This is a genomic window from Actinophytocola sp. (assembly GCF_035634895.1).
GTDB lineage: Bacteria > Actinomycetota > Actinomycetes > Mycobacteriales > Pseudonocardiaceae > Actinophytocola.
In genome coordinates this window covers 1-25349 of the sequence record NZ_DASQCC010000189.1, presented here as the reverse complement: position 1 = coordinate 25349, position 25349 = coordinate 1, and the positions used below count along the sequence as shown (strand labels likewise).

At 65.6% G+C, this 25349-nt stretch carries 23 protein-coding genes, 2 tRNA genes and 1 other RNA gene; 17 read left to right on the top strand and 9 right to left on the bottom strand.

Annotation, left to right across the window (positions count from 1 at the left end; genetic code table 11):
• The first annotated feature begins 206 nt into the window (after positions 1-206).
• The 3 genes from VET29_RS44160 (at position 207) to VET29_RS27700 (ending at position 2675) form a co-directional block, all read left to right on the top strand.
• Positions 207-470 carry a helix-turn-helix domain-containing protein gene (locus VET29_RS44160; protein ID WP_414636625.1) on the top strand — a complete coding sequence of 88 codons (264 nt, stop codon included), beginning with the start codon at positions 207-209 and terminating at the stop codon, positions 468-470.
• A gap of 58 nt (positions 471-528) precedes the next feature.
• On the top strand, positions 529-957 hold the full coding sequence (locus tag VET29_RS27705) for a hypothetical protein (RefSeq protein WP_324925691.1): 429 nt from the start codon (positions 529-531) through the stop codon (positions 955-957).
• Between the two features lie 452 nt (positions 958-1409).
• The gene (locus VET29_RS27700) at positions 1410-2675 is read left to right on the top strand and encodes a helix-turn-helix transcriptional regulator (RefSeq protein ID WP_324925689.1); all 1266 of its coding nucleotides are present in this window, start codon (positions 1410-1412) and stop codon (positions 2673-2675) included.
• Between the two features lie 251 nt (positions 2676-2926).
• Here VET29_RS27700 and VET29_RS27695 read toward each other — a convergent pair whose 3' ends face one another.
• From VET29_RS27695 to VET29_RS27685, 3 genes are all read right to left on the bottom strand, one after another.
• Complete coding sequence (locus VET29_RS27695; protein ID WP_324925687.1) at positions 2927-3271, bottom strand: hypothetical protein; 345 nt, start codon at positions 3269-3271, stop codon at positions 2927-2929.
• A gap of 296 nt (positions 3272-3567) precedes the next feature.
• On the bottom strand, positions 3568-4473 hold the full coding sequence (locus VET29_RS27690; protein WP_324925685.1) for a phosphotransferase: 906 nt from the start codon (positions 4471-4473) through the stop codon (positions 3568-3570).
• Positions 4474-4871: 398 nt separating this feature from the next.
• Positions 4872-5357: an abortive infection family protein gene (locus VET29_RS27685; protein ID WP_324925683.1), complete on the bottom strand. Its 486-nt coding sequence runs from the start codon at positions 5355-5357 to the stop codon at positions 4872-4874.
• A 1152-nt stretch (positions 5358-6509) separates the two neighbouring features.
• On the opposite strand from VET29_RS27685, the gene VET29_RS27680 reads away from it, so the two are divergent.
• Positions 6510-6635 carry a hypothetical protein gene (locus VET29_RS27680; protein ID WP_324925681.1) on the top strand — a complete coding sequence of 42 codons (126 nt, stop codon included), beginning with the start codon at positions 6510-6512 and terminating at the stop codon, positions 6633-6635.
• Positions 6636-6943: 308 nt separating this feature from the next.
• Here VET29_RS27680 and VET29_RS27675 read toward each other — a convergent pair.
• A tRNA-Ser gene (locus VET29_RS27675) sits at positions 6944-7030 on the bottom strand.
• A 119-nt stretch (positions 7031-7149) separates the two neighbouring features.
• Between VET29_RS27675 and VET29_RS27670 the strand changes: the two genes are divergently transcribed.
• On the top strand, positions 7150-7287 hold the full coding sequence (locus VET29_RS27670) for a hypothetical protein (protein ID WP_324925679.1): 138 nt from the start codon (positions 7150-7152) through the stop codon (positions 7285-7287).
• Between the two features lie 802 nt (positions 7288-8089).
• Here the strand turns inward: VET29_RS27670 and VET29_RS27665 are convergent.
• Positions 8090-9358 (bottom strand): ISAs1 family transposase, encoded by a 1269-nt coding sequence (locus tag VET29_RS27665; RefSeq protein ID WP_324925677.1) that lies wholly within the window; start codon positions 9356-9358, stop codon positions 8090-8092.
• Between the two features lie 189 nt (positions 9359-9547).
• Between VET29_RS27665 and VET29_RS27660 the strand changes: the two genes are divergently transcribed.
• The 3 genes from VET29_RS27660 to VET29_RS27650 are packed head-to-tail and all read left to right on the top strand — an operon-like array spanning position 9548 to position 11348.
• Positions 9548-9841 carry a hypothetical protein gene (locus VET29_RS27660; RefSeq protein WP_324925674.1) on the top strand — a complete coding sequence of 98 codons (294 nt, stop codon included), beginning with the start codon at positions 9548-9550 and terminating at the stop codon, positions 9839-9841.
• Positions 9838-11028: an EndoU domain-containing protein gene (locus VET29_RS27655; protein WP_324925672.1), complete on the top strand. Its 1191-nt coding sequence runs from the start codon at positions 9838-9840 to the stop codon at positions 11026-11028. Before VET29_RS27660 ends, VET29_RS27655 begins: the two co-directional genes overlap by 4 nt.
• Positions 11028-11348, top strand: coding sequence for a hypothetical protein (locus VET29_RS27650; protein WP_324925671.1), 321 nt, complete (start codon positions 11028-11030; stop codon positions 11346-11348). The genes VET29_RS27655 and VET29_RS27650 overlap by 1 nt, the downstream gene beginning before the upstream one ends.
• Before the next feature lie 173 nt (positions 11349-11521).
• Here the strand turns inward: VET29_RS27650 and VET29_RS27645 are convergent.
• The 3 genes from VET29_RS27645 to ffs all read right to left on the bottom strand — a co-directional run bounded on the left by VET29_RS27645 (position 11522) and on the right by ffs (position 14195).
• A tRNA-Ser gene (locus VET29_RS27645) sits at positions 11522-11608 on the bottom strand.
• An 85-nt stretch (positions 11609-11693) separates the two neighbouring features.
• Positions 11694-13844, bottom strand: coding sequence for a terpene synthase family protein (locus VET29_RS27640; RefSeq protein ID WP_324925669.1), 2151 nt, complete (start codon positions 13842-13844; stop codon positions 11694-11696).
• A 256-nt stretch (positions 13845-14100) separates the two neighbouring features.
• Positions 14101-14195, bottom strand: an RNA gene (gene ffs / locus VET29_RS27635) — signal recognition particle sRNA small type.
• A 74-nt stretch (positions 14196-14269) separates the two neighbouring features.
• Between ffs and VET29_RS27630 the strand changes: the two genes are divergently transcribed.
• Positions 14270-16354, top strand: a complete 2085-nt coding sequence (locus VET29_RS27630; RefSeq protein WP_324925667.1) for a DNA polymerase III subunit gamma and tau — start codon at positions 14270-14272, stop codon at positions 16352-16354.
• A gap of 713 nt (positions 16355-17067) precedes the next feature.
• On the opposite strand, the gene VET29_RS27625 is transcribed toward VET29_RS27630, so the two are convergent.
• A complete protein-coding gene (locus VET29_RS27625) occupies positions 17068-17886 on the bottom strand; it encodes an N-acetylmuramoyl-L-alanine amidase (protein ID WP_324925665.1) in 819 nt (272 codons plus the stop codon).
• 63 nt (positions 17887-17949) lie between these two features.
• Between VET29_RS27625 and VET29_RS27620 the strand changes: the two genes are divergently transcribed.
• The 8 genes from VET29_RS27620 to VET29_RS27585 all read left to right on the top strand — a co-directional run.
• Positions 17950-18291 (top strand): YbaB/EbfC family nucleoid-associated protein, encoded by a 342-nt coding sequence (locus VET29_RS27620; RefSeq protein ID WP_324925663.1) that lies wholly within the window; start codon positions 17950-17952, stop codon positions 18289-18291.
• 3 nt (positions 18292-18294) lie between these two features.
• Entirely contained in the window at positions 18295-18891 is a 597-nt protein-coding gene (gene recR / locus VET29_RS27615) for a recombination mediator RecR (protein ID WP_324925661.1), read from the top strand.
• Positions 18892-18905: 14 nt separating this feature from the next.
• On the top strand, positions 18906-19427 hold the full coding sequence (locus tag VET29_RS27610) for a uridine kinase family protein (protein WP_324925659.1): 522 nt from the start codon (positions 18906-18908) through the stop codon (positions 19425-19427).
• A gap of 181 nt (positions 19428-19608) precedes the next feature.
• A complete protein-coding gene (locus VET29_RS27605) occupies positions 19609-20610 on the top strand; it encodes an ABC transporter permease (protein ID WP_324925657.1) in 1002 nt (333 codons plus the stop codon).
• 118 nt (positions 20611-20728) lie between these two features.
• Positions 20729-22447: an ABC transporter substrate-binding protein gene (locus VET29_RS27600; RefSeq protein ID WP_324925655.1), complete on the top strand. Its 1719-nt coding sequence runs from the start codon at positions 20729-20731 to the stop codon at positions 22445-22447.
• Between the two features lie 84 nt (positions 22448-22531).
• Positions 22532-23545 carry an ABC transporter permease gene (locus VET29_RS27595; RefSeq protein ID WP_324925653.1) on the top strand — a complete coding sequence of 338 codons (1014 nt, stop codon included), beginning with the start codon at positions 22532-22534 and terminating at the stop codon, positions 23543-23545.
• Positions 23542-24621: an ABC transporter ATP-binding protein gene (locus VET29_RS27590; protein ID WP_324925651.1), complete on the top strand. Its 1080-nt coding sequence runs from the start codon at positions 23542-23544 to the stop codon at positions 24619-24621. The genes VET29_RS27595 and VET29_RS27590 overlap by 4 nt, the downstream gene beginning before the upstream one ends.
• 9 nt (positions 24622-24630) lie before the next feature.
• Positions 24631-25349, top strand: a 719-nt coding sequence (locus tag VET29_RS27585) for an ABC transporter ATP-binding protein (protein WP_324925649.1), incomplete at its 3' end; no start/stop codon positions are given.

Sequence of the window (25349 nt, the reverse complement as noted above, 5' to 3'; positions counted from 1 at the left end):
ATGGTCGCAGCCAGTGACGAAGGGCCCTGATGGGCGGCGCCAAACGCTCACCTGGATGCGCTGGCTACCAAAGGATCACGAGCTTCGTCCGGAGTCGAGTCGGAAGGGTCGGTGCCTTATGTTAGGCCAGCAACGATCTACGTCATTCTCCTTAACCTGCTGGTTGGCGGTTGTCAAGCAGGCGGTTGGACCGCGAAGGACGGGCTATGTCCCGGCCTGAGAAGGCGATCGATGGCACCGGCTCGATCGCCAGATTCGCACAGGAGCTTCGTGCGCTGAAGCAACGCGCCGGTCTGACCTATCGCGGTCTATCAGCGAGGGCGCATGTATGCCCGTCGGCCCTGTCGAGAGCCGCTAGCGGGCGGAAGCGGCCAAGCTGGGAGGTTACCCGGGCGTTCGTTGAGGGTTGCGGCGGCGACGTCTTGGCGTGGCAGGTGCGATGGGAATCGCTTCCTGGAGGCGCTTCATGACCGACGCCGGCTCGCAGCCAGGCCTTATGCGGCCGCCCGCCCTGTCGGAGATGGTGCTATGACCGTGTTCGTAAGCTACGCGCGCTGCGATAACGACATGGCCGTTCTTCAGGATATCGAGGACCTGCTTTCCAGGCAACCCAAGCGAATTTTGAAGATGCTTACAGTTCGCGCCCGTCGTCATTTCGATGCATTATATTCACCGCTTGTCGATCCATATATAGACGACTTGCATCATCGCCGCTACGGCACCGACAGGCATGAAGCGGTCGCAGCCGCTCTCTTGAGTGCGACGTCTCTCCTTGCTGTGCAGTCGGCAATGTATGGAAAGACTTTCTGGACCGCAAAAGAATTTAACTATGCTTCTAATCAGGGGATGAAAATATTCATCTTGGCGTTCGACAAAACGACGATTGACCTGTGTGCACCGGAGGAGGCGTCAAGTTTCGGTATTCAAGTGGAGCCGCACGCCCCGGAGTTGGTGTGAACACAAATGATGATCTTGCGGTCGCGCGGAACATGTACGTATCGGCTGCGCCCAACAAGGTGACGAAGAGCACCAATCTCTCCGTCGAAGGACCGGAACGCCATGATGCCGTCACTAGAAGGTCCCACGCTAGCCATTCAGGTGATTGTCGCCCTGATTGTGCTGCTTGTCCTCGTTGCCCTCGTCACCCATGATCCTCGACGGCGACAGGTTGCGTTGGACATCCTACGGATGTTCCTTCGTTCGAACAGCCCGCACAAGCCAGAACAGGAAGACGATCCCCCCATACCATTTGAGCCAAACGGGACATTACCTAAACCGACGCTGCCAAAGTCAGACGCACCTGAAAACTCGAACGACCGACTCGATGATCACAATCAGAGCCCGGGAACGGATATCCACCGTAACCCATAAAGACACTTCCTCATCCTGACTCACGGCAGGAGACGCTGATGGTCGACAGTTTTGGCGCATTGCTACGGAAGTGCCGGCTCGATGCCGGTATCTCGCTGGGGGAGCTGTCCCGCCGCATCAACTACAGCAAGGGTCAGGTCAGCAAGATCGAGAACGGGTACAAGCGGCCGCATCCCATGTTCGCCAAGCTCTGCGACCGCGCGCTCGGCACTGACGGGGTTCTGGCTGCCGCGCTCCCACCGGAGTCGACCGGCACCCCTTTGGCCGACACTGCGGTGACCTCGCCAGACGAGGTGTGGGTGCTGGAATTGGAGGACGGCTCGTTGCGGTTCACCGAGCTTCCTCGTCGTCAGGTCCTTACTGGCGCCGGCGCCCTGCTGGGGTTCGCCGTCGCCCGTACCGCCCGACCGGTCGTGGACGACGACATTCTCGGCGTCCTGCGGTCCTCGTTCGACCAGTACCGTGCTCTCGGCCGGATGACCAGCCCGTCCGTGGTGTTAGCTCAGGTCATCGCGCAGGTGCACACCCTGCGTAGCCTCGCCGTCGACAACCCGGAGCCGATGCGTTCTGACCTGCTTCTGCTCGCCGGCCGGGTTGCCGAGTTCGCCGGGTGGATGTGCCAGGAGGCCGGCCAGGAGTCCGGCGCGTCGCACTGGACCGATCAGGCCGTGAAGCTCACCGCCGGCCGGGACCCGCACATGGCGAGCTTCGCGTTGTTCCGGCACGCGGAGATCGCCTTGTACCGGCACGACGCCCGTCAGACCGTCGACTTGGCTCAGCGCGCGCAGCAGGACCAGGGCGCCAGCCCACGGATCCTGGGCCTTGCCGCGCGTTGTGAGGCCCAGGGGCACGCGCTCGCCGGTGACCTGCGCGGTTACCAGGAGGCGCTCGACCGGGCGGCCGCCCTGCTCGCCATCCCTCAGCAGACCAGCGGGCCCGTCCTGGGTTCCTCGACCGCCCCGGACGAGGTGGCGTTGACGCGTGCGTGGGCGCTCTACGAGCTTGGCCGTCCCGGCGACGCCGCCGAGTTGCTCGACCAGCAGTTGGCCGATTTTCCCGTGTCCGCGTGCCGGTCGCGTGCCCGGTTCGGCGTCCGCCGCGCGCTCGCGCACGCCCAGAGCGGTGAGATCGACCAGGCCTGCGTCGCCGCCCGCGAGGTGCTGGACGACGCGGCGCGGGTCGACTCCGCGACCATCCGGCTCGACCTGCGTGAGCTCTCCCGCACCCTCAGCCGGTGGCACACCCACCGCGCGGTCGCCGACCTGCGCCAGGAGTTGGCCCCCATGCTCAAAGTCCCTGGCTGACGCAGCCTCCTGGAAGATTGACGTCCGCCGCAGCTCACATCTGAGTCTTAAGGCGAACGGTGAAATGCCGTAGCGCACGCGTACGTGCACACAGAACCTTGCTTTCCCGCTTCCCGGAATCGGTGTCTTTCGGCTGGCTCCGGGGTGGGTAAAGTTTGACGTCACGAGCAACGCCGCATCTGCATCGACAAGATGGCTGAGCGTGTCGAATGCGGCCGTCGTTGACAGATCGCAGACGCGGAACCCTTGTTTCAGGACTCGTGCACCGTTGTGTCCGTCGTCTGGGGCGGTCCCCATACCTGCGTGACGGTCTTGACCACCTCGGTCGCCGGTCCGTGAACCGTCAACGGTGTCACGTTGTGTCCGTGGCGATGCGCATAGGCAGTGGTCCCCGTGCCCTCGTCGTCATGCGGGTCGTGCGCGACGAGGACGTCTACCGTGCCGTCCCCCCATGTTTTGGTGGCCACGCACAAATGTGCATCACCGAACTGGCCGGTCTGTCCCTCCCAGGAGTCATCCCACAGCGGTGCGCCCCATCCGCTGTCGTCGTCGGATTGCGCGGGATCGGTCGTGTTGTTGGTGCTGTCTTCCGACATGAACCCATCTCTCTTGAACCGTGTTCAATTGATACTTGAGGAGCTGGCGGAAGTCAGGCAGGTTCGTCATGCGGGTCCACGACCTGCCTGACTTCCGTTGTGCTCGTATCGCAGGTTCCGCATCAGGCCGGTTGGTGAGTGCCATAGTGCACGCGAGCGCGCACGCAAAACCTTGCTTTCCGTCTCCGGGGGATGAAGAGTTGCGTCCAGGACGGTGATTTTAACGATCCCGAGCACGCCGTACCCGCGTGTCGACGAGAAAGGTTGCGGAGACGTCAGCAACCCCGTCGAGGGAATTACGGATACGGAACCCTCGACTGTGTCTCCACTCGATAATTCGCCCACTGACGAGCCGCGAGCGTCGGCCCTTCTCGGATCGGTCGCGGGTCGGTGTGCCGTAGATATTCCCACATGCCGTATATCTGGACCGCCAGCGCGGATACCGACCCCGGAGGCGTGTCGCGCCACACCGCGCTACCGGCCACACAGGCCTCGGCCTGCTCCGGTGTATGGCCGGCTGCGATCAGCCGGATGACGAGATGACTCATATCCACCCACGGTGCGGCCAGTTTCGCCCACGCCCAGTCCAGCAGCCGCGCTTCCCGATCGATCAGGATGTTCAACTCATGAACATCGGTGTGCGCGAGAGTCCGTCCCGAGGCCAGCTCGACCGCGGCGGGTTCCTGCCCGGCAAATCTGGAGAGGTGGTGGCGAGTCCAAGGATCGAGGGCAACCGGTGGATCGTCACGCAGGTTCCGCCACGGTTCGACCCGGGCGATCACCTCGCCCAACGAGGGAAGCGACTCGATCGGGCTCGGCGTCAGCAGCACAGCACACTCGGTGAGCGCGTCAACCACCAGCGGGATGTCCGGTGAGCCAGGCGAGAACTCAGCACGGCGCCCATGGACGTAGTCGAACGCGAGCACCAGCCACCCGGCGACCTCGATCTCCCACCGCAACCGAGGTACGCGAACGGGTAAGTACGGCCCGACGCGCGCCTCCACTCGCAACATCCCCGCCGCGTTGCTGTCGACGCGCACACCCTTACAGAAAGCCCGGTCACCGAACGGAAGCTCCAGCGCTGCGGCGAAGTTCGAGTTGCGCCCGTCCTCGACAGGGCGCACCTCAAGGACATCGCCGCACCGGTCGCGCACCGCCGCACGAACCGGTTCAGGTAGCTCGTCCCACTGGTGACGCTGCACCGGCCACATACCCTTTCGTATGAATCAAACGCCGCTGGGCGAGTCGCTGCAGCCTTGGTGGCACTGCGAGCAGGTCGGACCCGCAGGCTGCCACCTCCGAAGCGCGCCAATACGCGAGCGTCGATCGACCTCGCGGAATCGCGAAGGAATGTCATGGCCACAGGTTCTTAAGACGTTAAGTTTTAACCCGGCGCACGTCGCGGTGCCAACGCGGCCCAGGCGGTGATAGCGCCCTGATCGCAGCGGTGACCGACTCGGACAGCGGCTCGCTGTAATCCGTCTCGATGCACTCTCATTGAAAGCGCCAGGTGTCGGCGAAATCATTGATACGATGGCTGCACTCCTCGCGCGTTGATCTATGTAGAAACGTTGGATATTCAACGTATTCTGTTTTAACGCTAGATTACCTTCAGCTCCTGCAGTGTTAGAACTAGAAATCGCACGTAGGTATCTGCGATGTCTATTGCAAGCTGTGCGTGCCGAGTCGAAAGTGCAGTAGGATTTCGACGGCGTCCATGGCCTACTCCCAGTTCATTTCGCAGCTCTGCCAGGGCTTGCTCGATATTTACGAAACCAAGTTGCATCAGTTCGAGACTGCGGGCCGATTTTGCAGTCGGCGATGCCGGCGCTCGCTGGCTTATCTCCTTCCTTAGTCGCTTTCCCAGAACTAGAAAATCCGCACCGTCGGCGCTAGACCCCATATCTTCAAGAGCTGCTCTCGCGCACGCCTCTACAATTTCTTTCGCCGCCCCAATAGTGTCGCTGATTCCAGCCTTCGTGTTCAGACGCGACATGCGCCGAACATATGAATTGAGAACTGTCTCCTCAATGAGCGCTGAGTTGCGCAGTTCAATAAATCGATCCTCATTGGTCTTTCGTTCCACGGAGCGAACTGGTGGTACCTTGTTAAGAACTCTCTCTAGCTCCGATTTCGAGTATTGAATGTGATGCAAGTATTGATCCGCTATCGCGATAGCGTCATCGTCCCGTGGATATCTCCATCCTTGCTGCAGATAAGACGTTGTCGCGCTGCCAAGGTATTTTCGCAAGAGGGAGCTATTGCTTCGTGTCCATCTTGCGAATGCTGGCTGGAATTCCTCCAAAACGCTATGCTGTAGCAGGTAGACGTGCAGACCTGCAGTGTTAGGTGGAATCGATTCGATTATAGAGCGTGCGGCATCTAGTTGCTCGATCAACTCATCGCTCCGCTTTATGTTCCGTCGCAGCGCGTCGCGAAATTTCGCCTCGTCGCCGTATACATGTAGTCGACGCCCGGTCACTGGTCCTTACCTTGTGCTCGCTCCATCATTTTGCCCGAGCATAAGTCATGGTGTCCTCTGTGCATGGACACCGCACCATGTCGATCTGCATGTCTTGTTTGTATCGCCGCTGACTGCAGAACTTGGCTCCATGGGATCAAGGCGCGCGCCGGTGGCGGCGCGCCGTGCCCGTCGCGTTGGCGACGTCGCCTACATCCATCGCGGGACGGGCGGCTTCCGCGCCGCTCGCGCTGACACCGCCGACCCAGGGCTACGTGACGGCCTGTACGAGGGAGCCAGAGGGAGTGTGGAGCGGAACGTCGATGGCCTGTCTGGCGACGTAGCGAGCATGGTTCAGACGTTGCTCACGGCGGCAGGGACGGTCTTGTCCCTGGTCGGCAGTGCCTGTGCCGTCGTCGCCTACCAGGGGACCTGGCAGGAGCATGGTGACGGTCCGCTGTACCCGCGGATCGCTTCTTGGCTGGCTCGCGCCCGGTTCCGCGTTCGTCGGATCTTCGGCAGGTCACCGGGCGTTGTTGTGAGAGTGGGTGCAGCGGTGGCTGCGGCGGCGTCAGCCTCCGGACGCATGAGGGTCACCGGTCCTGCGATTCGCTCGGATGCCGACCTGGACCGCAAGGTCGAGCTACTGATCCGGCGGGTCGAGAACATCGGGCGTGAAGCCGCCGACGACAGGAGCCACCAGGCGTGCGAGGCAATGGCGTTGCGCGAGGCGATCGACAAGACGTCTTCGAAAAGACGTCTTCGAACGCGGCTCAGATGGCGGCTGAGATCGAGGCCAAGGCTAAGTTCATGGTCCTGGGCTCCATCCGGTTGCAGCTGTTCGGCCTGGGACTCGTCGGCGCTGGCACCGTGCTTTTGTCGCTGGCTGGGTTCGTGGCCTAACCGGTTTCAAGATCAGGTCGTCTCCGGGCCGTCAGAGGTTGGGGAGCGGCGAGAGTCGACGAGAAACGTCGAGCAACGTTCACGCAGATCAGCGGCATGATCGGGCTGCGGCTTCGGGGACGGCCCGGCCCTGCCGTCAGAACTGGTTAGTACCGGAAGGGTTGAAGGTGCCCGTAGCTACCAGGATGCGGCGTACAGCACAGGCGGCAAGCGATGCCTTGGCAGGCTAACTGAGACTGAAACTGAGACGGAGCGCGAAACGTCGGAGGAGTCACGATCGACTCATCCGACGTTTCACCTAGTCAGAGCGGTAGCGGTGGGATTTGAACCCACGGAGGGCGTGAACCCTCACGCGCTTTCGAGGCGCGCTCCTTCGGCCGCTCGGACACGCTACCGAGAGGAACGATACCCGACGCCCCGAGAGGGGGACTCAAGACCCACTGGTACCCCGCAACCCACATCGGAGGATGCGCGATACTGCCTGGGCTGACGTGGGAGAAACGAGGAGGACGTCATGCCTGACCAGGAAGAAGACCGACCGAAGGAAGGCCGCCACGCCGCTCCGGACGGCGCGGAACCGCACCCGCTGATCGACCTGAACCGGGACCCAACCCCAGGCAAAGCGGACCACGCCGCCCCCGAGGAGGAGTAACCGGGGGGTGGGGCAGGGGGGCGCACCACCAGGGTCCGGCGCACCCCCACACACCGCCAGAGCGCGCGAAGCTGCGCCGTCACGAAGGAAGCCGGAGTCGTCGCCCGCCGAGAGCTGGCGCATGAGGGACCCAGCCTCGACGTTCGGAGCTACCCGCGCAATCCCGACCAGCGCGCGGCACTCGTATGGCGGTGAAGCCGCGATCGCGGATGACATGACGAAACGCCCGACACCCAAGATCACGGGGGCCGGGCGTTTTGTCTGTTCAGAGCGCGGAAGATGTGGATCTGAACCCGTGAGGGCTATCACACCCAACACGATTCACGCCCGACACACGGTCGCGACCGTGCTCCTCGTGCTCAAGATGCCGCTGCCGGGCTGGAGTGGTCGACGCCTCGATCGCGAGGCGCTACATGCATGTCCCGACTGAGTTCACTTCGAGGGTTCTGCGAAGCCCGTTGCACTATCAGCATCGTGGCAGCCGTGTGCCGGGCGTCGTGTAGTCGGGCGTCTCGCACCTGAGCTCTGCCGAGCAGAGCCTCCAGTATCCGGCTGTGCTCCTCGACGGCGTCATGCAACTCGTAGGCACGGTCTTGCATACGCGCGTGCCAGCGTCCTCGCGAATGCAACGAAGTGTAAAGAACTGATACGAGGCGCACCTTTCAGGTGATCTATTTGCGAATGCATGGTCTTACCATTATCAGGTTTTCTTCAACGTGAGCTTCGACGTGCGAAGACCTTGGTCTTTGGAGGAAACGTCCAGTCTTGCCCCATCGGACAGGGCTGAGGCAAAGTCGTGATCTCAGCTGGTCAGGACGAGTGTGATGGCCAGTTTCGGGTTTCGTGCGTTGTGGCGTAGTGCTTTGGCGATGTTGGTGTGGCCGGCGAGGCGGAGCAGGCTGATGGCGAGGTTGCGGATTCCGGCCATGATGCGGGGTCCTGCGCCGGTGGTGATCTGTGAGGCGTCTTCGCCCATGGTGACGTCGCGGACCCAGTGCAGTTTGTTCTCCACGTGCCAGTGGCCGCGGATGTAGCGGGCCAGTTCGGCGGGTGAGACTTGCTCGGCGGTCAGCGAGGTGATGGCGTAGACGGTCTCGCGCTGGGTCCGTCGGGAGCCGCGCTTGTTCTTGCTTTTGGGTTTGCGGGTGCGGGTGGTCTGGACGGCTTGGGCGGCGTGCGGGAAGAGGATTCCGGCGGCGATGGTGATGACCTTGTAGGTGCGGGTGACCGTGCGCCCGTGGCTGGTGTCGGTCTCGCGGTGTCCGACCGGGACGTCTTTCCACGGCTGGCCGGCCAACTGTCGACGCAGACTCTGCTGGTTGCCCTTGACGGTGAGGACGTAGTGCGCGTCTCGGCGGTGGAGGTATTCGGCGTGTTCGCGCTGGGCGTGGAGGGCATCTGCGGTGACGACCACGTCGGTGAGGTCGTCGATCTGGTCGAGCAGGGTGGAGAACATGGGGATTTCGTTGGTCTTCTCGCTGATCTCGACCTGGCCGAGTGTGACTCCTGCGTTGTGGTCCAGGCAGGCCATGAGCATCCGCGCCGGATTATCCGCGTCGACACCGCTGGTTCGCGAGCCGCGCAACACCTTGCCATCGACCGCGATCGCGTGACGCCGCATCCGCCTGCCTGCCCCGGCCCCGCCCGCTGCGTCGGCCTTGACTGTGGCCGCGGTGGCTCTGTCCGCAGCAAGGCGGCCGGTCAGGAAACCGCCGATCGCGATGTCGAACCCATCACCGGACAACGTCGAGAGCGCCCGCCGGATCGTGGACGCGTCCGGCGCGCCGATCCCCATCCCGCTCAGCGTGTCCTCGACCGCGTCTGCGGCCCATTCGGCGATTGCAGCGAACGAACGGGCACCAGAGACTACCGCGCACACCGACACGAACAGGATCGCCGCGAACCGATGCCGCACACCCCGTTTCTTGCGTGGGTCCGGCACCGACTCCAACACCTCCAGCAAACCGGCCCGCGCCGGCGGCGCCACCTCGCCCAGTGGGGCCAACTGGCGCGACAGGACAGTGATGGGAGACGATGACACAGCAGGCACGGCGCAGGCTCCGAAGGTCACGATGGCGTAGGAACCTTCATGATCAACGGTCCCGCCGTGCCTGCACCCCAACCCCCGGAACTTCGGTGTGTCGCCGCACAAATCAGCCGGTCAAGCCACCGACAGCCGACTTTGCCTCAGCCCTGCCCCATCGGATAGTCAAGTTCAGTAAAGTATCGAGCGCTGAGAAGTTCTTGAACTGGAGGCTCGGTGGGGTCGGACGGGTTCGGCGTCGATCTTGGTGCGCTGAGTGCGGCGCACGACCGTATGGAACGGCTGGCTGCTGAACTTGCCAAGCCGCTTCGTGATGTTCCCAGCGCCGTGGCGGTTGGACACGAGCGACTACATAGCGCGGTCACTGATTTCGCCGATAGAGAAAGGCGAGGGTTGGCGATGCTTTCCGATGAGGCGGAATCTATTCGCTATCGCCTTGCGGAGACGATCAGGACTTATCGCGAGCGGGATGAAGATGCCGCCGGCCGGTTCGGAGATATTGAGCCATGAGTTCGAAAACCGTCGAAGAGTTGGTGCCTGGAGATCCGGAGGAGATCTGGCGGCATGCGGACTACTACAACCGGATGGCTCTCATCTGTGAAGATATGGGCCACGGCTTTCGTTCGATAGACTTGGGCATCTGGTTTGGAGAGGCCGCCGAGTCGTTTCATGCTAGGTTCGAGCGGCAGCCGAAGCGATTCATATCGCAGGCAGATTGCTACCTGACGGCCGCTGTTGCACTTGACACTTATGCATCAACTCTTGCCTGGACCCAACGTCAGGCGGGCGAAGTAATCGCCTTCTCTCGTACAGAAGAGTTATCGCCCGGACCAACCAAATCGGATGTTCCTGCTCTGACGTTGCGGGAGCAGGCGGAATTCACGGGAGTGATCACCGGATCTGATCGGTCGGAACCAGAGTCGATCAATATCGATCAACGAGCACTGGCTCTCGACACCTATCGTCGCGCAATTGCCACACTCCACACGGTCGGTAACGAGTCCGCCGCCGCAATCTTGGCTGCGGCAGAAATGATGCCTGGCCCATTGACGAATTTGAATGCTGTCAATTCGGTATCCCCTCGAATCGCAACCGATTCTTTCTCATCGGCAACTTCGGGTCTGGTATTACATGGCGTGATACCTGCGCCGTCAGCCCCGGTCCGGGTCATCCCGCTGGTCCCGCACAACGACCTGCAGGACTGGGTCGTCAGTATCAAAGAAATTCGCAGACGGCTACGTTGGAATAGCCTGGACCGTTTGTCTCCGCGTCTAATCCAACACATCTTTGAGGGCCACTTTAATCCAGGCGGTTACTCCGGCTATCATCATCGTGAAGGTGGCGTCGATCAGGGCATGCAGCGCATTGTTCGCATGCTCAATGGACCGGACCGGTATGGCGTCTACGAGGCCGAATGGTCTGGGCCTCGTACGGTGTCAACGAGCACTAAGGCGAGTACGTTTTTTCCTGACGCCTGGTCCCGCGCAGAGGTTCTCCTAGCTGTGCGTCACGTCTTCCTCGACGCAATGAGGGAGAAGGACACTCACTATGATCCCGATAACCGAAAATTCCGCGGGATATACAAGGGTGTTAGGATCGAGGGCTATGTCAAACGCGGCGCGGTTCAACCCCGATTATGTGACATCCGAACGGCATATCCGCGCGGCAAGTGGAGAACGGGACGGCGGAAACCGTGATGGACAACGCGATAGCTCAGGTTCACTTCGCCATCGTTGACGACGAGCTGGAGGTGTCCGTTCCACCTGCTTTGAAGCCTCTCAACGACTTTATCGAGACCGAGATCGGCACAAGCGATGTCAAGCTCGACCTGATCGAGCACCACCTCCACCACGACCGCGAGTGGCAGTTCAGTGGTGATTCGTATCACCTACGTCTCAGCAGCGATAGAGCCACTGTCAAGAATAGCTACAACGGTGCCAGCGTCAGCCTCACTCGCGCCGAGCTCCGCACCCTCCTTGCTGAGCTCCGCGCTCTCCTTGTCGAACAGTACGGCTGATCCAGTTACGCGTGGGCTCCGCGGCAGGGCCGTCCCATGGACAGGCTCGCTGTGGCCTCGTATGAACCCGGCGCTCCGATGAGTGAGCCCGAACTGAGACCCGAGGGTTGCCCAAGCGACGAACGCCCGGCACCCAAGATCACGGGTGCCGGGCGTTTGGCCTGTTCAGAGCGCGGAGGATGCGGGATTTGAACCCGCGAGGGCTATCACACCCAACACGATTTCCAATCGTGCGCACTAGGCCACTATGCGAATCCTCCGTGGGAGAGGGTACCGGAGGTGGGTCTGACCTCCCAAAACGGGTGGTAGCGGGCTCGACCGGCAGGGTTCACGCTGTTCGGAGGGTCAGGGCCGGCTCGCCAAGAGTTGGACTTGTCTTGCCGCCGAGGTGCCGAGGCCCGCCGGGGTGCTGACGCGTGCCGGCGTCGCCTTCGCGGTCAGGGCGGTGTCCCGGTAGCGGTGACACTCGCGGTGCCAGTGCAGGGTTCCGGCCATCCAGTCGCGCAGTTCCTGCACGTACCTGCCCAGCGCCGCCGCGTCCAGGGACAGGTCCGTCACCAGCGTGGGCAGCTCCCGCTCGATCACATGCTCGAACTGCCGCATCCGCGCCGTCAGCAGGTCGTTCACCACCTCGAACGCCCGATCCTGTGTACAGCCCAGGAAGTTGCGCACGACCAACACCGCGTTGTGCACCTCGCCCTCGAGCTCGATCTCCTTGCGGTACGAGAACATGTCGTTCAGCAGGCAGGCGCAGTCGGCGATCGAGCTCTCCAACGACTGCATCGGCCTCGTCCGGAACGCGGCCGCCGGCAGGGTGCGCAGGTGGGTGATCCGGGCCAGGCTCATCGTCAGGTTCGAGCCGGACGTGCGGCGCCGCATCTCGACGTAGTCGACCGGGTCCGGGATGCGGTTCAGCCGGTGGTTGTCCAGCTCCCACAGCCGGCTGTCCAGCATCTGCTCGACGGCATGGCGGAACCGCCGACGCGCGTCCGCCTCCATCGGGCCGGCCGTGCGCGTCCACAGGTCGGCGAGGCCGCGTTCGAGCGCGTTCGCCGGCACCACCGTCGGCACGGTCATCAACGCCTTCAGCCGTGCGGTCGCCACCCGGGCGCCGGCCTGGTCGTGGACGTACACGCGCGGGTAGAGATCGTCGCCGTACGTACCCCACGCGAGCCACGCCGACCCCAGGTCCAGCTCGCCGGACGATGCCTCCGGTTGACGTCCGGCCGCCCACAGCGCCAGGTCGTAGCCACGCAGCGCCTGCTCGTCCCAGATGCCCTCGGACAGGATGCCCACCGAGTGTGACCAGGTCACGAGGTTCTCACGGGCCGTGGCCAGGTGGGGGGACAGGCGTAGCTCGAACGGCACATACATCTCGGGCACGGTGACCGGCCCGACCTTCTCGAACGGCACATGCGTGTACGCGCGCAGACGCTGGGGCGCGGTGCCCACCAGCGACCGGACGATCCGCGCGGCCGACATCCCGTCGAAGCGGCGTGCCTTCTCGTTCATGTACCGCGACGACCGCAGGTGCCACTCGTGCCCGCCGGACTGCCAGTCCTGCAGTCCCTTCACGTACGCGGCCACCCCTGACTGCGCCGCCGGGTCGATGCCGTGCTCGGCGAACAGCGCCGGCACCTCGGTCAGCGCGGTGTGCTCGAACTGGTGCAGGCGGGAGGTCAACAGATCGTTGACCGAGTCCGCCGCCTCCTGCGTCGTGACGCCCAGGAACTTCTCGAACACCAGGACCCCGTTGGACAGCTCGCCCTCATCAAGCACCTCACGCGCGTACGAGAAGATGTCGTTGCGCAGGTGGACGGCGTCGGCGAACGTGTCCCGCAGAACAGTCATCGGCCGACTCGCCGCGACCTCCGCCGGCACCTCCGCACCGACCGCGTGCTCGATGAGGTTCGCCGACCACGGCGCGCCGCCAACCTTCCGCCGCATCTCGATGTACTCGATCGGGTTGGCCACCCGCCCCTCGTTGATGTTCGCCAGCTCCCACAGAGACTCATCTAGCAGATGCTTCGTGCTCTCCGCGAACCGCCGCCGAAAGTCCACGGAGTGGCTCGGCACCGTACGACTCCACAGGTCGGCCAGGCCACGCTCCACCGGGTTCTCCGGCGTCTCACTGATCTCGCCACCAACCGGCATGAACGCCGTCAGCCGGTCGAGGTACCCACGGGCCGCCAGCAGGTCGCGGGACCGCTTGAACAACTCAAGAAAGTGGTCGTCGAAGTAAAAGACCCACACATACCAGTCAGTGATGAGCTCCAGGTCCGGGGCAGCACAGTCCGGATGGGTGTACGCACACAACAGCGCGTAGTCATGCGACTCGAAGTCATGCTCGTCCCAGATCCTGGTGCCGTGCTGAGGGACGTCAATCATGTCCAGCCCATAGGCCCAAGCCCGACTGTGCAAACGGGCCCGTTCGAGGTGAGGGTTAAGACGTGCCGGCCAAGGCAGGTAGAACGCGGGAAGCTCGAACGGCTGCATACAAGCAGGCAACCAACAACCGTCTGACCAGCCAACACCTGTAGAAGCCGAAGCACACGATCGTGGCATCGGGTTCGCCCGCTCGGCCCAACAAAAACGCAGAGAGACGACGCTGAGACTCAGCCGACAGATGCCGAAGCCCCACCGCCGATGGGGGCCCGGGGGCAAGCCCCCGGCGGGGTGTGGGGCCCGGCCCCACAAGAAACGACGAAGACCGACCCTGCGAAGGTGCGAGCACCGAGCAGGGTCGGCCGAGGTCGAGGGATCCCACGCACCCGTCAGAGCCCGCTTATCCTTGCTGCCTTCCGGCCCTGGGGAGGTTCACGAGATGGACGCCGCATGGGATCCACTGTCCAGTGTAGCGGGGCCGCCGGGACGGGGCCGTGGGTGGCCGGGCTGTCGGTGATGGCGGGTAAGGTCGCGGCGTGGCGCTCGCCCTTTACCGCAAGTACCGTCCGGCAACCTTCGCCGAGGTCGTCGGGCAGGAACACGTCACCGAACCGCTCCGCACGGCACTGCAGGCCAAGCGGGTCAACCACGCTTACCTGTTCTCCGGGCCGCGTGGTTGCGGCAAGACGTCGTCCGCGCGCATTCTCGCCCGCTCGCTGAACTGCGAGCAGGGGCCCACGCCCGACCCGTGCGGCGTGTGTGACTCGTGTATCTCGCTCGCGCCGGAGGGGTCCGGCAACGTCGACGTGGTCGAGCTCGACGCGGCCAGCCACGGTGGTGTCGACGACGCCCGTGAGCTGCGGGACCGTGCGTTCTACGCGCCGGCGTCGTCGCGGTACCGGGTGTTCATCATCGACGAGGCCCACATGGTCACGACGCAGGGCTTCAACGCTCTGCTGAAGATCGTGGAGGAGCCGCCGGAGCACCTGGTCTTCATCTTCGCGACCACCGAGCCGGAGAAGGTCCTGGGGACCATCCGGTCGCGCACGCACCACTACCCCTTCCGGCTGATTCCGCCGAGCGCGATGCGTGAGCTGCTGGAGCGCAACGTCGCCGCGGAGGGTGTCCCGGTCGCGCCTGCGGTGCTCCCGCTGGTCATCCGTGCCGGCGGTGGTTCGGCCCGTGACACGCAGTCGGTGCTGGACCAGTTGCTGGCCGGCGCGGGCCCCGAAGGTGTGACCTACGAACGAGCGGTGGCGCTGCTCGGCGTCACCGACGTCGCGTTGATCGACGACATGGTCGGTGGCCTGGCCGCCGGCGACGCGAGTGCGGTGTACGGCACGGTCGACCGGCTGGTCGAGGCAGGTCACGACCCCCGCCGGTTCGCCGCCGACCTGCTGGACCGGTTGCGGGACCTGGTGTTGCTGCGTGCCCTGCCGGACGCGGGGTCACGCGGGCTGGTCAACGCGCCGGCGGACGAGCTGGACCGGATGGTGGCGCAGGCCGAACAGCTGGGGCCCGCGACGCTGACCAGGTTCGCCGAGATCGTCCACACCGGACTGATCGACATGCGCGGGGCGACCGCGCCGCGCCTGCTGCTGGAACTGCTGTGCGCGCGGATGCTGCTGCCGGGCGCGGTCCCGACGGACGCGGCCGCCGACTCGGCCGTGCTGCAACGCCTGGAACGCATCGAACGCCGGGTGACGGTGGGCCAGGTGGGTGCGGAGGCGCCCGCCTCTCCCGCGGACGCACGAACGCCCGTCACCGGAGTGACCCCCGCCCAGACCACCAACGGGTCCGCCGCCTCGCCGCCCGCCGGCCGAGGTGCGGCTGGGGACGATCGGCCGGCGGCCGCCCCGAGCTCTCCCGCGCCTGTCTCTGAACCGCTGCCCGCCGTACGGACCGCACCCACCCAGCCCGCTGACACGGGCTGGCCGGCCACGGCGCCTGCCGCCTCGGGTCAAGGTCCAACCGGTGCGGAACGTCCGGCAACCGGTCCGGCCGAGGGGCCTGCGTCCGAGGGCACCTCCGCCGCCCCGTCACCCGCCGCCGCCGTGAGCGGGGCGATCGACGCGGCCGGCCTGCGACGGCTGTGGTCGGACCTTCTGGCCGCGGTGCGCAAGAACAGCCGCAGCACCGAGGCGATGCTCACCAACGCGATGGTGCAGTCGGTGGAGGGCGACACGGTCGTGATCGCCCACCCCGCCGCCCCGCTCGCCAGGCGGCTGGCCGAGCCACGCAACGCGGACGCGATCGCGAAGGCACTGGGCGAGGTGCTGCCCGGGCACTGGCAGGTGAAGTGCGTACACGCGACGCAGAACGCGGCGGCCACCCAGTCGGTCGCGCAGAAGCCACGGTCCGACCCACCGACGTTCAAGCGGCCGACCCAGCCGACACAGCCGGCGGAGCCACAGCCGTCGCCGGAGCCACCGCCCGCAGCCGCCGCACGGCCCGCACCGGCCGCGCCGCCGGCCGACGAGCCACCCCCACCCGAGCCCCCGGACGACGACTACTTCGAGGACGTCGCCGCGGAGCCACCCGTGGCGCCCCCGAGTGACCCCGAAGCGGATGTGGTCAAGCTGCTGACCGACAAGCTGGGCGCCCGCGCGATCGACCGCTGAACCTCGACTCGAGGAGCGTCCCACGGGCTGCGACGCCCAGCAGGGCCTGCGTGTTCAGTGCCTGGTCGCGGAGGTTGCCGTCCGCACACGAATGTCCCATTCGTTCGCACTCACCGGGTGAACGTTATCCACAGCCCCCGCTGACCAGGGGTTTCGTCAGTGCCAGCCGGTAGAATGGGCATCGGGGCCGCCCCCGGGTTCGGGTGGGGGCTGCCTACGCAACCATCTGTGTTGGCGTTGATCAAGAAAATGAAGCTTGGACTTCGCGTGGTGTGCGGAGCACGTGGGGTTCGGCTTGTGTGGCATGTTCGGTGATCGGGGCCATTGCCACGGGCAGGGCCGCGCGTCGGTAGTAGACGAGCCAGCGCCAGAAGGACAGAGGGCTCGCGGGAGCGGCGCAGGGCTCGCCAGGCACACCGCCACAGTGGGAAGTTCAGCACGTTCACGGTGTCGGCCGCCCGTAGCCGCACGGGTAGCACGTCGTACGGTCCGAGGTCGCCGTCGAGGATCCAGCGGTCCGTGGTGATCAGGTCGCGTCGGACGGGCTGCCCACCGGTCCTTGGACATCGGGGTCAGGTCGGGTGGCCAGAAGTGCGTGTCCAGCTCGATCACCGGCAGGTCCAGGGCGGCGCCGAGGCGGCTCGCGAGCGTCGACTTGCCCGCGCCGCCGCGACCGAGCACGACCACCCGCCGCATGTACCACCCACCGCATGTCAGGCCAGGTAGGCCAGGATGCCTGACGCGATGGCCGCGGCGTAGGACTGGCGGCCGGTCGGGCCGCTGAAAGCCGCCGCCTCAGTCGCGTTGCGCATGTTGCCGCACTCGACCAGTACCGCCGGGCGTTCGGACAGGTTCAGGCCGCCCAGGTCGTCGCGGGGGGACAGGCCGTTCGAGCCGACGTAGGTCGAGGTCGGGAAACCCGCGGACACCATCGCGTCGCGGAGGGTGCCTGCCAGGCGGGTCGACGGCTCGCCCTGTGCCTCGTTCAGCGGCGGCGACGAGTACGCCACGTGGAAGCCGTGTGCCGACGTGTTCGTCGAGCCGTCGGCGTGGATCGAGACCACCGCCGCCGCGCCCGACTGGTTGCCGATCGCCGCTCTCTGGTCGACGCACGGGCCTACGCCGTTGTCGTCCTGCCTCGTCATGATCACCTGGATCCCTTGTGCGGCAAGCAGATCGCGGACTCGCACCGCGACGTCCCAGGTGAACGAGTGCTCGGGGTAGCCGGCGTTGGTGGCCGTACCGGTCGTGTTGCACGGTTTCATCCGGCCGCGGCCCGCGGGCACCTGGCGGTTGATCTCCGCCGCGTGGGTTGCGTTGGCGCCGTTGTGGCCCGGGTCCAGCACGACGACCTGCTTCGGCCTCGGCTTGGTCGTCGTCGTGGTGGTCGTCGTGGTGGTCGTCGTCGGTGCGGACGAACTGGTCGTGGTCGGCGGTGTCGAGGCGGAACTCGACGTGGAGACTTCCGCCGGAGCGCCGCCACAGCCGGTCAGCGACAACAAAACCATCACCGTGAGTAGAGGTCTCCGCACGTCCTCACCCTGCCACACGCCATCCCGACTACGCTGGAAGGCAACCGACGAGAGGGAACCGCGATGCAACCCGGTGGTGGCATGCCCGACATGCAGCAGATCCTGCAGCAGGCCCAGGCGATGCAGGAACAGCTCATGTCAGCGCAGGAGGAGCTGGCCAACGCGGAGGCGACTGGCTCCGCGGGTGGTGGCCTGGTCACCGCGGTCGTCTCGGGCACCGGCGAGCTGAAGTCGGTCACCATCGACCCCAAGGTCGTGGATCCGGAGGACGTGGAGACGCTCGCCGACCTCATCGTCGCGGCCGTGCGGGACGCGGGCGGCAAGGCGAACAAGCTCGCCAGTGAGGCCATGGGACCGCTGGCGGGTGGGCTCGGCGGTGGCGGGCTCGGCCTGCCCGGCATGTAACCCATGTACGAAGGACCGGTCCAGGACCTGATCGACGAGCTGGGGCGGCTTCCGGGCGTCGGTCCGAAGAGCGCGCAGCGCATCGCCTTCCACATCCTCGGCGCCGACCCCGCCGACATCGTCCGGCTGCAGCAGGCGCTGCAGAAGGTCAAGGACGGCGTGGTCTTCTGCGACATCTGCGGCAACGTCTCCGAGCAGCCCACCTGCCGGATCTGCCGGGACGCGCGCCGCGACCCCTCGGCAGTCTGCGTGGTCGAGGAGCCCAAGGACGTCCTCGCGATCGAGAAGACCCGCGAGTTCAAGGGCCGCTACCACGTGCTGGGTGGCGCCCTCGACCCGCTGTCCGGCATCGGCCCCGACCAGCTGCGCGTGCGTGAGCTGCTGCAACGCATCGGGGCCGAGGAGATCACCGAGGTCATCCTCGCCACCGACCCCAACACCGAGGGCGAGGCGACCGCCACCTACCTGGTGCGGATGCTGCGGGACTTCCCGGGCCTCACCGTCACCCGCCTCGCCTCGGGCCTGCCGATGGGTGGTGACCTGGAGTTCGCCGACGAGCTGACGCTGGGCCGCGCGCTGACCGGCCGCCGTTCCGTGTGAGTGTCGAACACAGTGTGATCAACGACATCCTCGCCGCACCGGCCCGCCTGGGCCCGGTGCGGCTGGTGGCGGTCGACGGCCCCTCCGGCTCCGGCAAGTCCTCGTTCGCCGACCGGCTCCTCGCGGAGCTGCCGGACGCGGAGCTGGTCCGCACCGACGACTTCGCGACCTGGGACGACCCGGTCGCCTGGTGGCCACGTCTGGTCGACGGCGTGCTCACCCCGCTCCAGCGGGGCCGGCCGGGTCGCTACCGGCGCACTGTCTGGTCCGGGGGTGTGCCACGGTCGGGTGATCACGTCACCGTACGAGTGCCGCACGTTCTTCTGGTGGAGGGCGTCTCGTCCGGTCGGCGGGTGGTTCGCCCCCGATTGTCCTACCTTGTCTGGTGTGAGGTTTTCGACCGAGCTGAGCGGCTCGCCCGCGCGGTCGCGCGGGACGGCGAGGAGTGCCGGCAACCGCTCCTGACCTGGCAGGCCTTCGAGACCGGCTGGTTCGCCGTGGACGGGACCCGGGACGCCGCCCAACACAGACGGTGACGATCTAGACCTTCTCGGCTGTCAAAAGGCAACCGTGTGTTCCCGGATCGTAACCTCACCCGGTTCGTTCTCGGTGGGGGTAAGGGTTAATGTCTGCGACCAAATACTGGGACCAATCCAAGCCCCTGGAGGATGCTGACATGCCCTTCCCGTCGTTGGTGTGCCCCCGACAGGTTGTGGCATGAGTGCACCGCTCGAGACCACGGGTTCCGCCGCCGAGGCGCCGCCGGAGGTCACCCTCGAGGGAGCGAGCAGGAAGGCCATCGAGGGTCGTTCGCTGAGCCAGATCGCCTGGTCGCGCCTCAAGCGGGACAAGGTGGCCATCGGCGGCGGCATCGTCATCATCTTCCTGATCCTGGTCGCGATCTGCGCGCCCCTGATCGTCAAGCTGTTCGGTCACCCGCCGAACGACTTCAACTACGACCAGGTCAACCCGGACACCTCGCTGCCCTACGGCGGCTGGGGCGGCATCAGCGGGAGCTTCCTCTTCGGCGTCGAGCCGATCAACGGGCGCGACCTGTTCAGCCGGGTCGTCTACGGCGCCCAGGTCTCGCTGCTCATCGCGTTCCTCGCCACCCTGCTCGCGGTCGTGATCGGCGTGGTCATGGGCGTGGTCGCCGGCTACTTCGGCGGCTGGGTGGACGCGGTCATCAGCCGGCTGATGGACATCTTCCTGGCGTTCCCGATCCTGCTGTTCGCCCTCGCGCTCGTCGGCGCCATGCCGAACGAGGTGTTCGGGCTCACGGGGTACTGGCTGCGGGTGGCGATCATCGTGTTCGTCATCGGCTTCTTCAACTGGCCCTACATCGGCCGAATAGTTCGTGGGCAGGCGATGTCGCTGCGTGAGCGTGAGTTCGTCGACGCCGCACGCAGCCTCGGCGCCCGGTCGCCGTACATCCTGGCCAAGGAGCTGCTGCCGAACCTCGTGGCGCCGATCCTGGTGTACTCGACGCTGCTGATCCCGACCAACATCCTGTTCGAGGCGGCGCTGTCGTTCCTGGGCGTCGGCGTGCCGGCGCCGACGGCCACCTGGGGCGGCATGCTCAACGACGCCACCAAGTGGTACACGGTTGACCCCGAGTTCATGTTCCCGCCAGGCTTGGCGATCTTCGTGACCGTGCTGGCCTTCAACCTTTTCGGCGACGGGCTCCGTGACGCGCTCGATCCTCGGGGGCGGCGTTAGACCCCACCAACAGCTTGTCGACCGTCGGGGAGTCATCAGGCTCCGACCAACACAAAGGGTGCATCTGGATATGAGGAAAACAAGAGTTACCGCGATCGCCGCAGGAGCGGCGCTCGCAATGGCCCTGTCGGCCTGCGGAAGCGGGAGCGGCGACAAGGACGGTGACGGCGGGGGCAGCACCAGCACGCCCGCGTTCAACGCGGCGGTCGGCCACGTCTACAACCCGTCCGACACCAAGGGCGGCACGCTGAAGATGGCCAACGACTCCGACTGGGACTCGTTGGACGGCGGCGACAGCTACTACGGCTACGGCTGGAACTTCGGCCGCCTGTACATGCGGTCGCTGGTGACCTTCAAGTCCGCGCCGGGCGCGGAGGCGAACCAGCTGGTGCCCGACCTCGCGGAGAGCCTCGGCAAGGCGAGCGCGGACGCCAAGACCTGGACCTACAAGCTGCGCAAGGGCCTGAAGTACGAGGACGGCACGCCGATCACCTCGACGGACGTCAAGTACGCGGTCGCGCGCTCGCTCGACAAGGACGTCCTGGTCAACGGCCCGACGTACTTCAGCGACTTCCTCGACCTGCAGGGCTACGCCGGTCCGTACAAGGACCACGACCTCACGATGGCCAACTTCAAGGCCGTCGACACACCGGATGAGCAGACGATCGTCTTCCACCTGAAGAAGCCGTTCGCCGGGTTCGACTACCTGGCCATGCTGCCGGCCACCGCTCCCGTGCCGCCCGCGAAGGACACCGGCACGAAGTACAAGGAGCACGTGATCGCGTCCGGGCCGTACATGTTCAAGACCAACGAGCTCGGCAAGCGCTTCGTCCTGGTCCGGAACCCGAACTACGACGCGAAGACCGACCCGGACACCGGCCGCAAGTCCCTTCCGGACGAGATCGACGTCGACCTGAACGTGAACCAGGCCGACATCGACAAGCGGCTGCTGAACAACGACCTCGACGTCGCCGTGTCCGCTCTCGGTGTCACCGCGGAGACCCGCGCGCAGGTGGTCAACGACCCGAACCTGAAGAAGTTCGCGGACTCGTCCCCGCAGCCGCGCACGTGGTTCACCGCGCTGAACGCGGACGTCGCGCCGTTCGACAACGAGCACTGCCGCAAGGCGGTCATGTACGCCGCGGACAAGGAGGGTTACCTGCGCTCCTACGGTGGCGCCAACGGTGGCGAGATCGCGACCAACATGATGCCGAAGATGATCCCGGGCTTCCGGCAGGTCGACCTGTACGGGACGAAGTCCAAGCCGAACGGTGACATCGACAAAGCCAAGTCGGAGCTGAAGGCGTGCGGCAAGCCGGACGGGTTCAGCACCAACATCTCCTACCGCGCCGAGCGCGCCGCGGAGAAGGCGACCGCCGAGTCGCTGCAGCAGTCGCTCGCCAAGGTCGGCATCAAGACCGAGCTGAAGGCCTACCCGCAGAGCGACTACGGCAAGCTCTACGCCGGCAACGTCGCCTTCGCGAAGAACAACGGCCTGGGCCTGCGGGTCTACGGCTGGGGTGCGGACTGGAACGACGGGTTCGGCTTCCTCAGCCAGATCGTGGACAGCCGGGCCATCCGGGCCGCCGGCAACACGAACTTCGGCGTCAAGGACCCGAAGATCGACAGCATGCTGGACGACGCCCTCGAGGAGCTCGACGAGGGCAAGCGCAACAAGATTTGGGGCAACATCGACGAGCAGGTCATGAAGGACGCCTACTACCTGCCCGGTGTCTGGGCGTCGACCCTCTTCTACCGTCCGGAGCGGCTGACGAACGTGTTCATCAGTGACGCGTACAACACGTACGACTACACGACGCTCGGCGTGCAGAAGTAGCCCGAAAGTAGGTGAAGGCGCCGGTTCACCGGTGGGGCCGCGGGTGACAAACCCGCGGCCCCACCGGCTACCACAGCCCCCCACGTGGTTGTTTACATTTTTCGGCGGCTGATCGCGGCTGTCCTGCTGCTGTTCGTGGTCACCGCCATCACGTTCCTGATCTTCTTCGGCGTTCCCCGCCTCGGTGGCGCGACCGCGGACGATCTCGCGTCCCGTTATGTCGGGAAGACGGCGAGTGGGCAGCAGATCCACGACACGGCGGAGAAGCTCGGGTTCACCGACCCGCTCTACGAGCAGTACGGCCGCTTCGTGAAGGGGCTGTTCGCCGGCGCCGACTACGACACCGGGGTCAGCATCGACCACTGCCCGGCGCCGTGTCTCGGCTACTCGTTCATCACCCACAACCCGGTGCTGCCCGACCTGCTCGACCGTCTGCCGGTGACCCTGTCGCTGGCCTCGGGCGCCGCGGTGCTCTGGTTACTCGGCGGCGTCGCCACCGGTGTGGTGTCGGCGCTGAAACGGGGCAGCTTCTTCGACCGAGCGTCGATGAGCGTGGCGCTGGCAGGTGTGTCACTGCCCATCTTCTTCACCGGTCTGCTGTCGCTGTCGATCTTCAGCTACGCGCTGGAGTGGACACCGCCAGGCGGTACCAACCCGGTCGACGCGGACAACCCGTTCGACTGGGCCGCCGCGCTGATCCTGCCGTGGATCACGCTCGCGCTGCTGTACGCGGCGCAGTACGCGCGGCTGACCAGGGCCGGCATGCTGGAGACCATGGAGGAGGACTTCATCCGCACCGCGCGGGCGAAGGGTCTGCGGGAGCGCACGGTGGTGGTCAAGCACGGCCTGCGGTCCGCGCTCACCCCGATCCTCACGATCTTCGGTCTGGACCTCGGCCTGCTGCTCGGCGGCGCGATCCTGACCGAGACGACCTACTCGCTGCCCGGCATCGGGCAGTACGCGGTCATCGCGATCACCAACCAGGACCTGCCCAAGGTGCTCGGGGTGACGCTGGTCGGCGCCATCTTCATCATCCTGGCCAACCTGGTCGTTGACCTGCTGTACGCCGTCGTCGACCCGAGGGTGCGCAACTCATGAGCTCGCAGACTGAGGACTACCTGGACGCCCCGGAGCCCCGGCCCGAGCAGGTCGGCGGGGAGACGTTCCTCGAGGTACGCGACCTGAAGGTGCACTTCCCGACCGACGACGGCGTCGTGAAGTCGGTCGACGGGCTGTCGTTCCAGCTGGAACGCGGCAAGACGCTCGGCATCGTGGGGGAGTCCGGCTCCGGCAAGAGCGTGACCAGCCTGTCGATCATGGGGCTGCACAAGGCCGGCACGGCCAAGGTCTCCGGTGAGATCCTGCTCAACGGGCGGAACCTGATCGGCGCCAGCCGTGAGGAGGTCCGTCAGCTGCGCGGCAAGAACATGGCGATGATCTTCCAGGACCCGCTGTCGGCCATGCACCCGTACTACACGGTCGGCCACCAGATCATCGAGGCGTACCGGATCCACCACAACGTGAGCAAGGCGGTGGCGCGCAAGCACGCCATCGACATGCTCGACCGGGTGGGCATCCCGAACCCCAAGGGCCGGGCGGACGACTACCCGCACCAGTTCTCCGGCGGTATGCGCCAGCGCGCCATGATCGCGATGGCGCTGTCGTGCGACCCCGAGCTGCTGATCGCGGACGAGCCGACGACCGCGCTGGACGTGACCGTCCAGGCGCAGATCCTCGACCTGATCCGGGACCTGCAGCAGGAGTTCAACTCGGCGGTCATCATCATCACCCACGACCTCGGGGTGGTCGCCGAGCTGGCGGACGACATCCTGGTGATGTACGCGGGCCGCTGCATCGAGTACGGCAACGCCGACGACATCTTCCGCGAGCCGCAGCACCCGTACACCTGGGGTCTGCTCGGGTCCATGCCACGGCTGGACCGGGACCGGACCGACCGCCTGCTGCCGATCAAGGGCACGCCGCCGAGCCTGATCAACGTGCCGTCCGGTTGCCCGTTCCACCCGCGCTGCTCGTTCAGCCAGCTCAACGGCGGCTCGAGCGAGACGGAGGTCCCCGAGCTGCGTGACGTCGGCGGCGGCCACCAGGTCGCGTGCCACCTGAGCGCGGACGACCGCCTGCGGGTGTGGACCACCGAGATCAAGCCGAAGCTCTGAGAGGACATCGTGACAGCGGATGTGAGCGAGGCCGGGACCGAGCAGCCCACGCAGGAGGAGCTGCTGTCGGTCACCGGTCTGCAGAAGCACTTCCCGATCCGCCGCGGGCTGCTGCAGCGCAAGGTCGGCGCGGTGCAGGCGGTCGACGGGCTGGACTTCTCGGTCGTGAAGGGCGAGACGCTGTCGCTGGTCGGGGAGTCGGGCTGCGGCAAGACGACCACGGGCCGGCTGCTCACCCGGCTGCTCGAGCCGACGGCCGGGCGGATCGTGTTCGAGGGCAAGGACATCAGCCACGTCTCGATGGCCCAGATGCGCCCGCTGCGCCGCGACATCCAGATGATCTTCCAGGATCCGTACTCCTCGCTGAACCCCCGGCAGACCGTCGGCACCATCATCTCCGGCCCCATGGAGATCAACGGCATCAATCCGCCGGGCGGCCGCGAGGCCCGGGTGCGCGAACTGCTGGAGATCGTGGGGCTCAACCCCGAGCACTACAACCGCTTCCCGCACGAGTTCTCCGGCGGCCAGCGCCAGCGCATCGGCGTGGCCCGCGCGCTCGCCCTGGAACCCAAGCTGATCGTGGCCGACGAGCCGGTCTCCGCGCTCGACGTGTCCATCCAGGCGCAGGTCGTCAACCTGCTCCAGAAGGTGCAGCGGGACCTGGGCATCGCGTTCGTCTTCATCGCCCACGACCTGGCGATCGTGCGCCACTTCTGCCCGCAGATCGC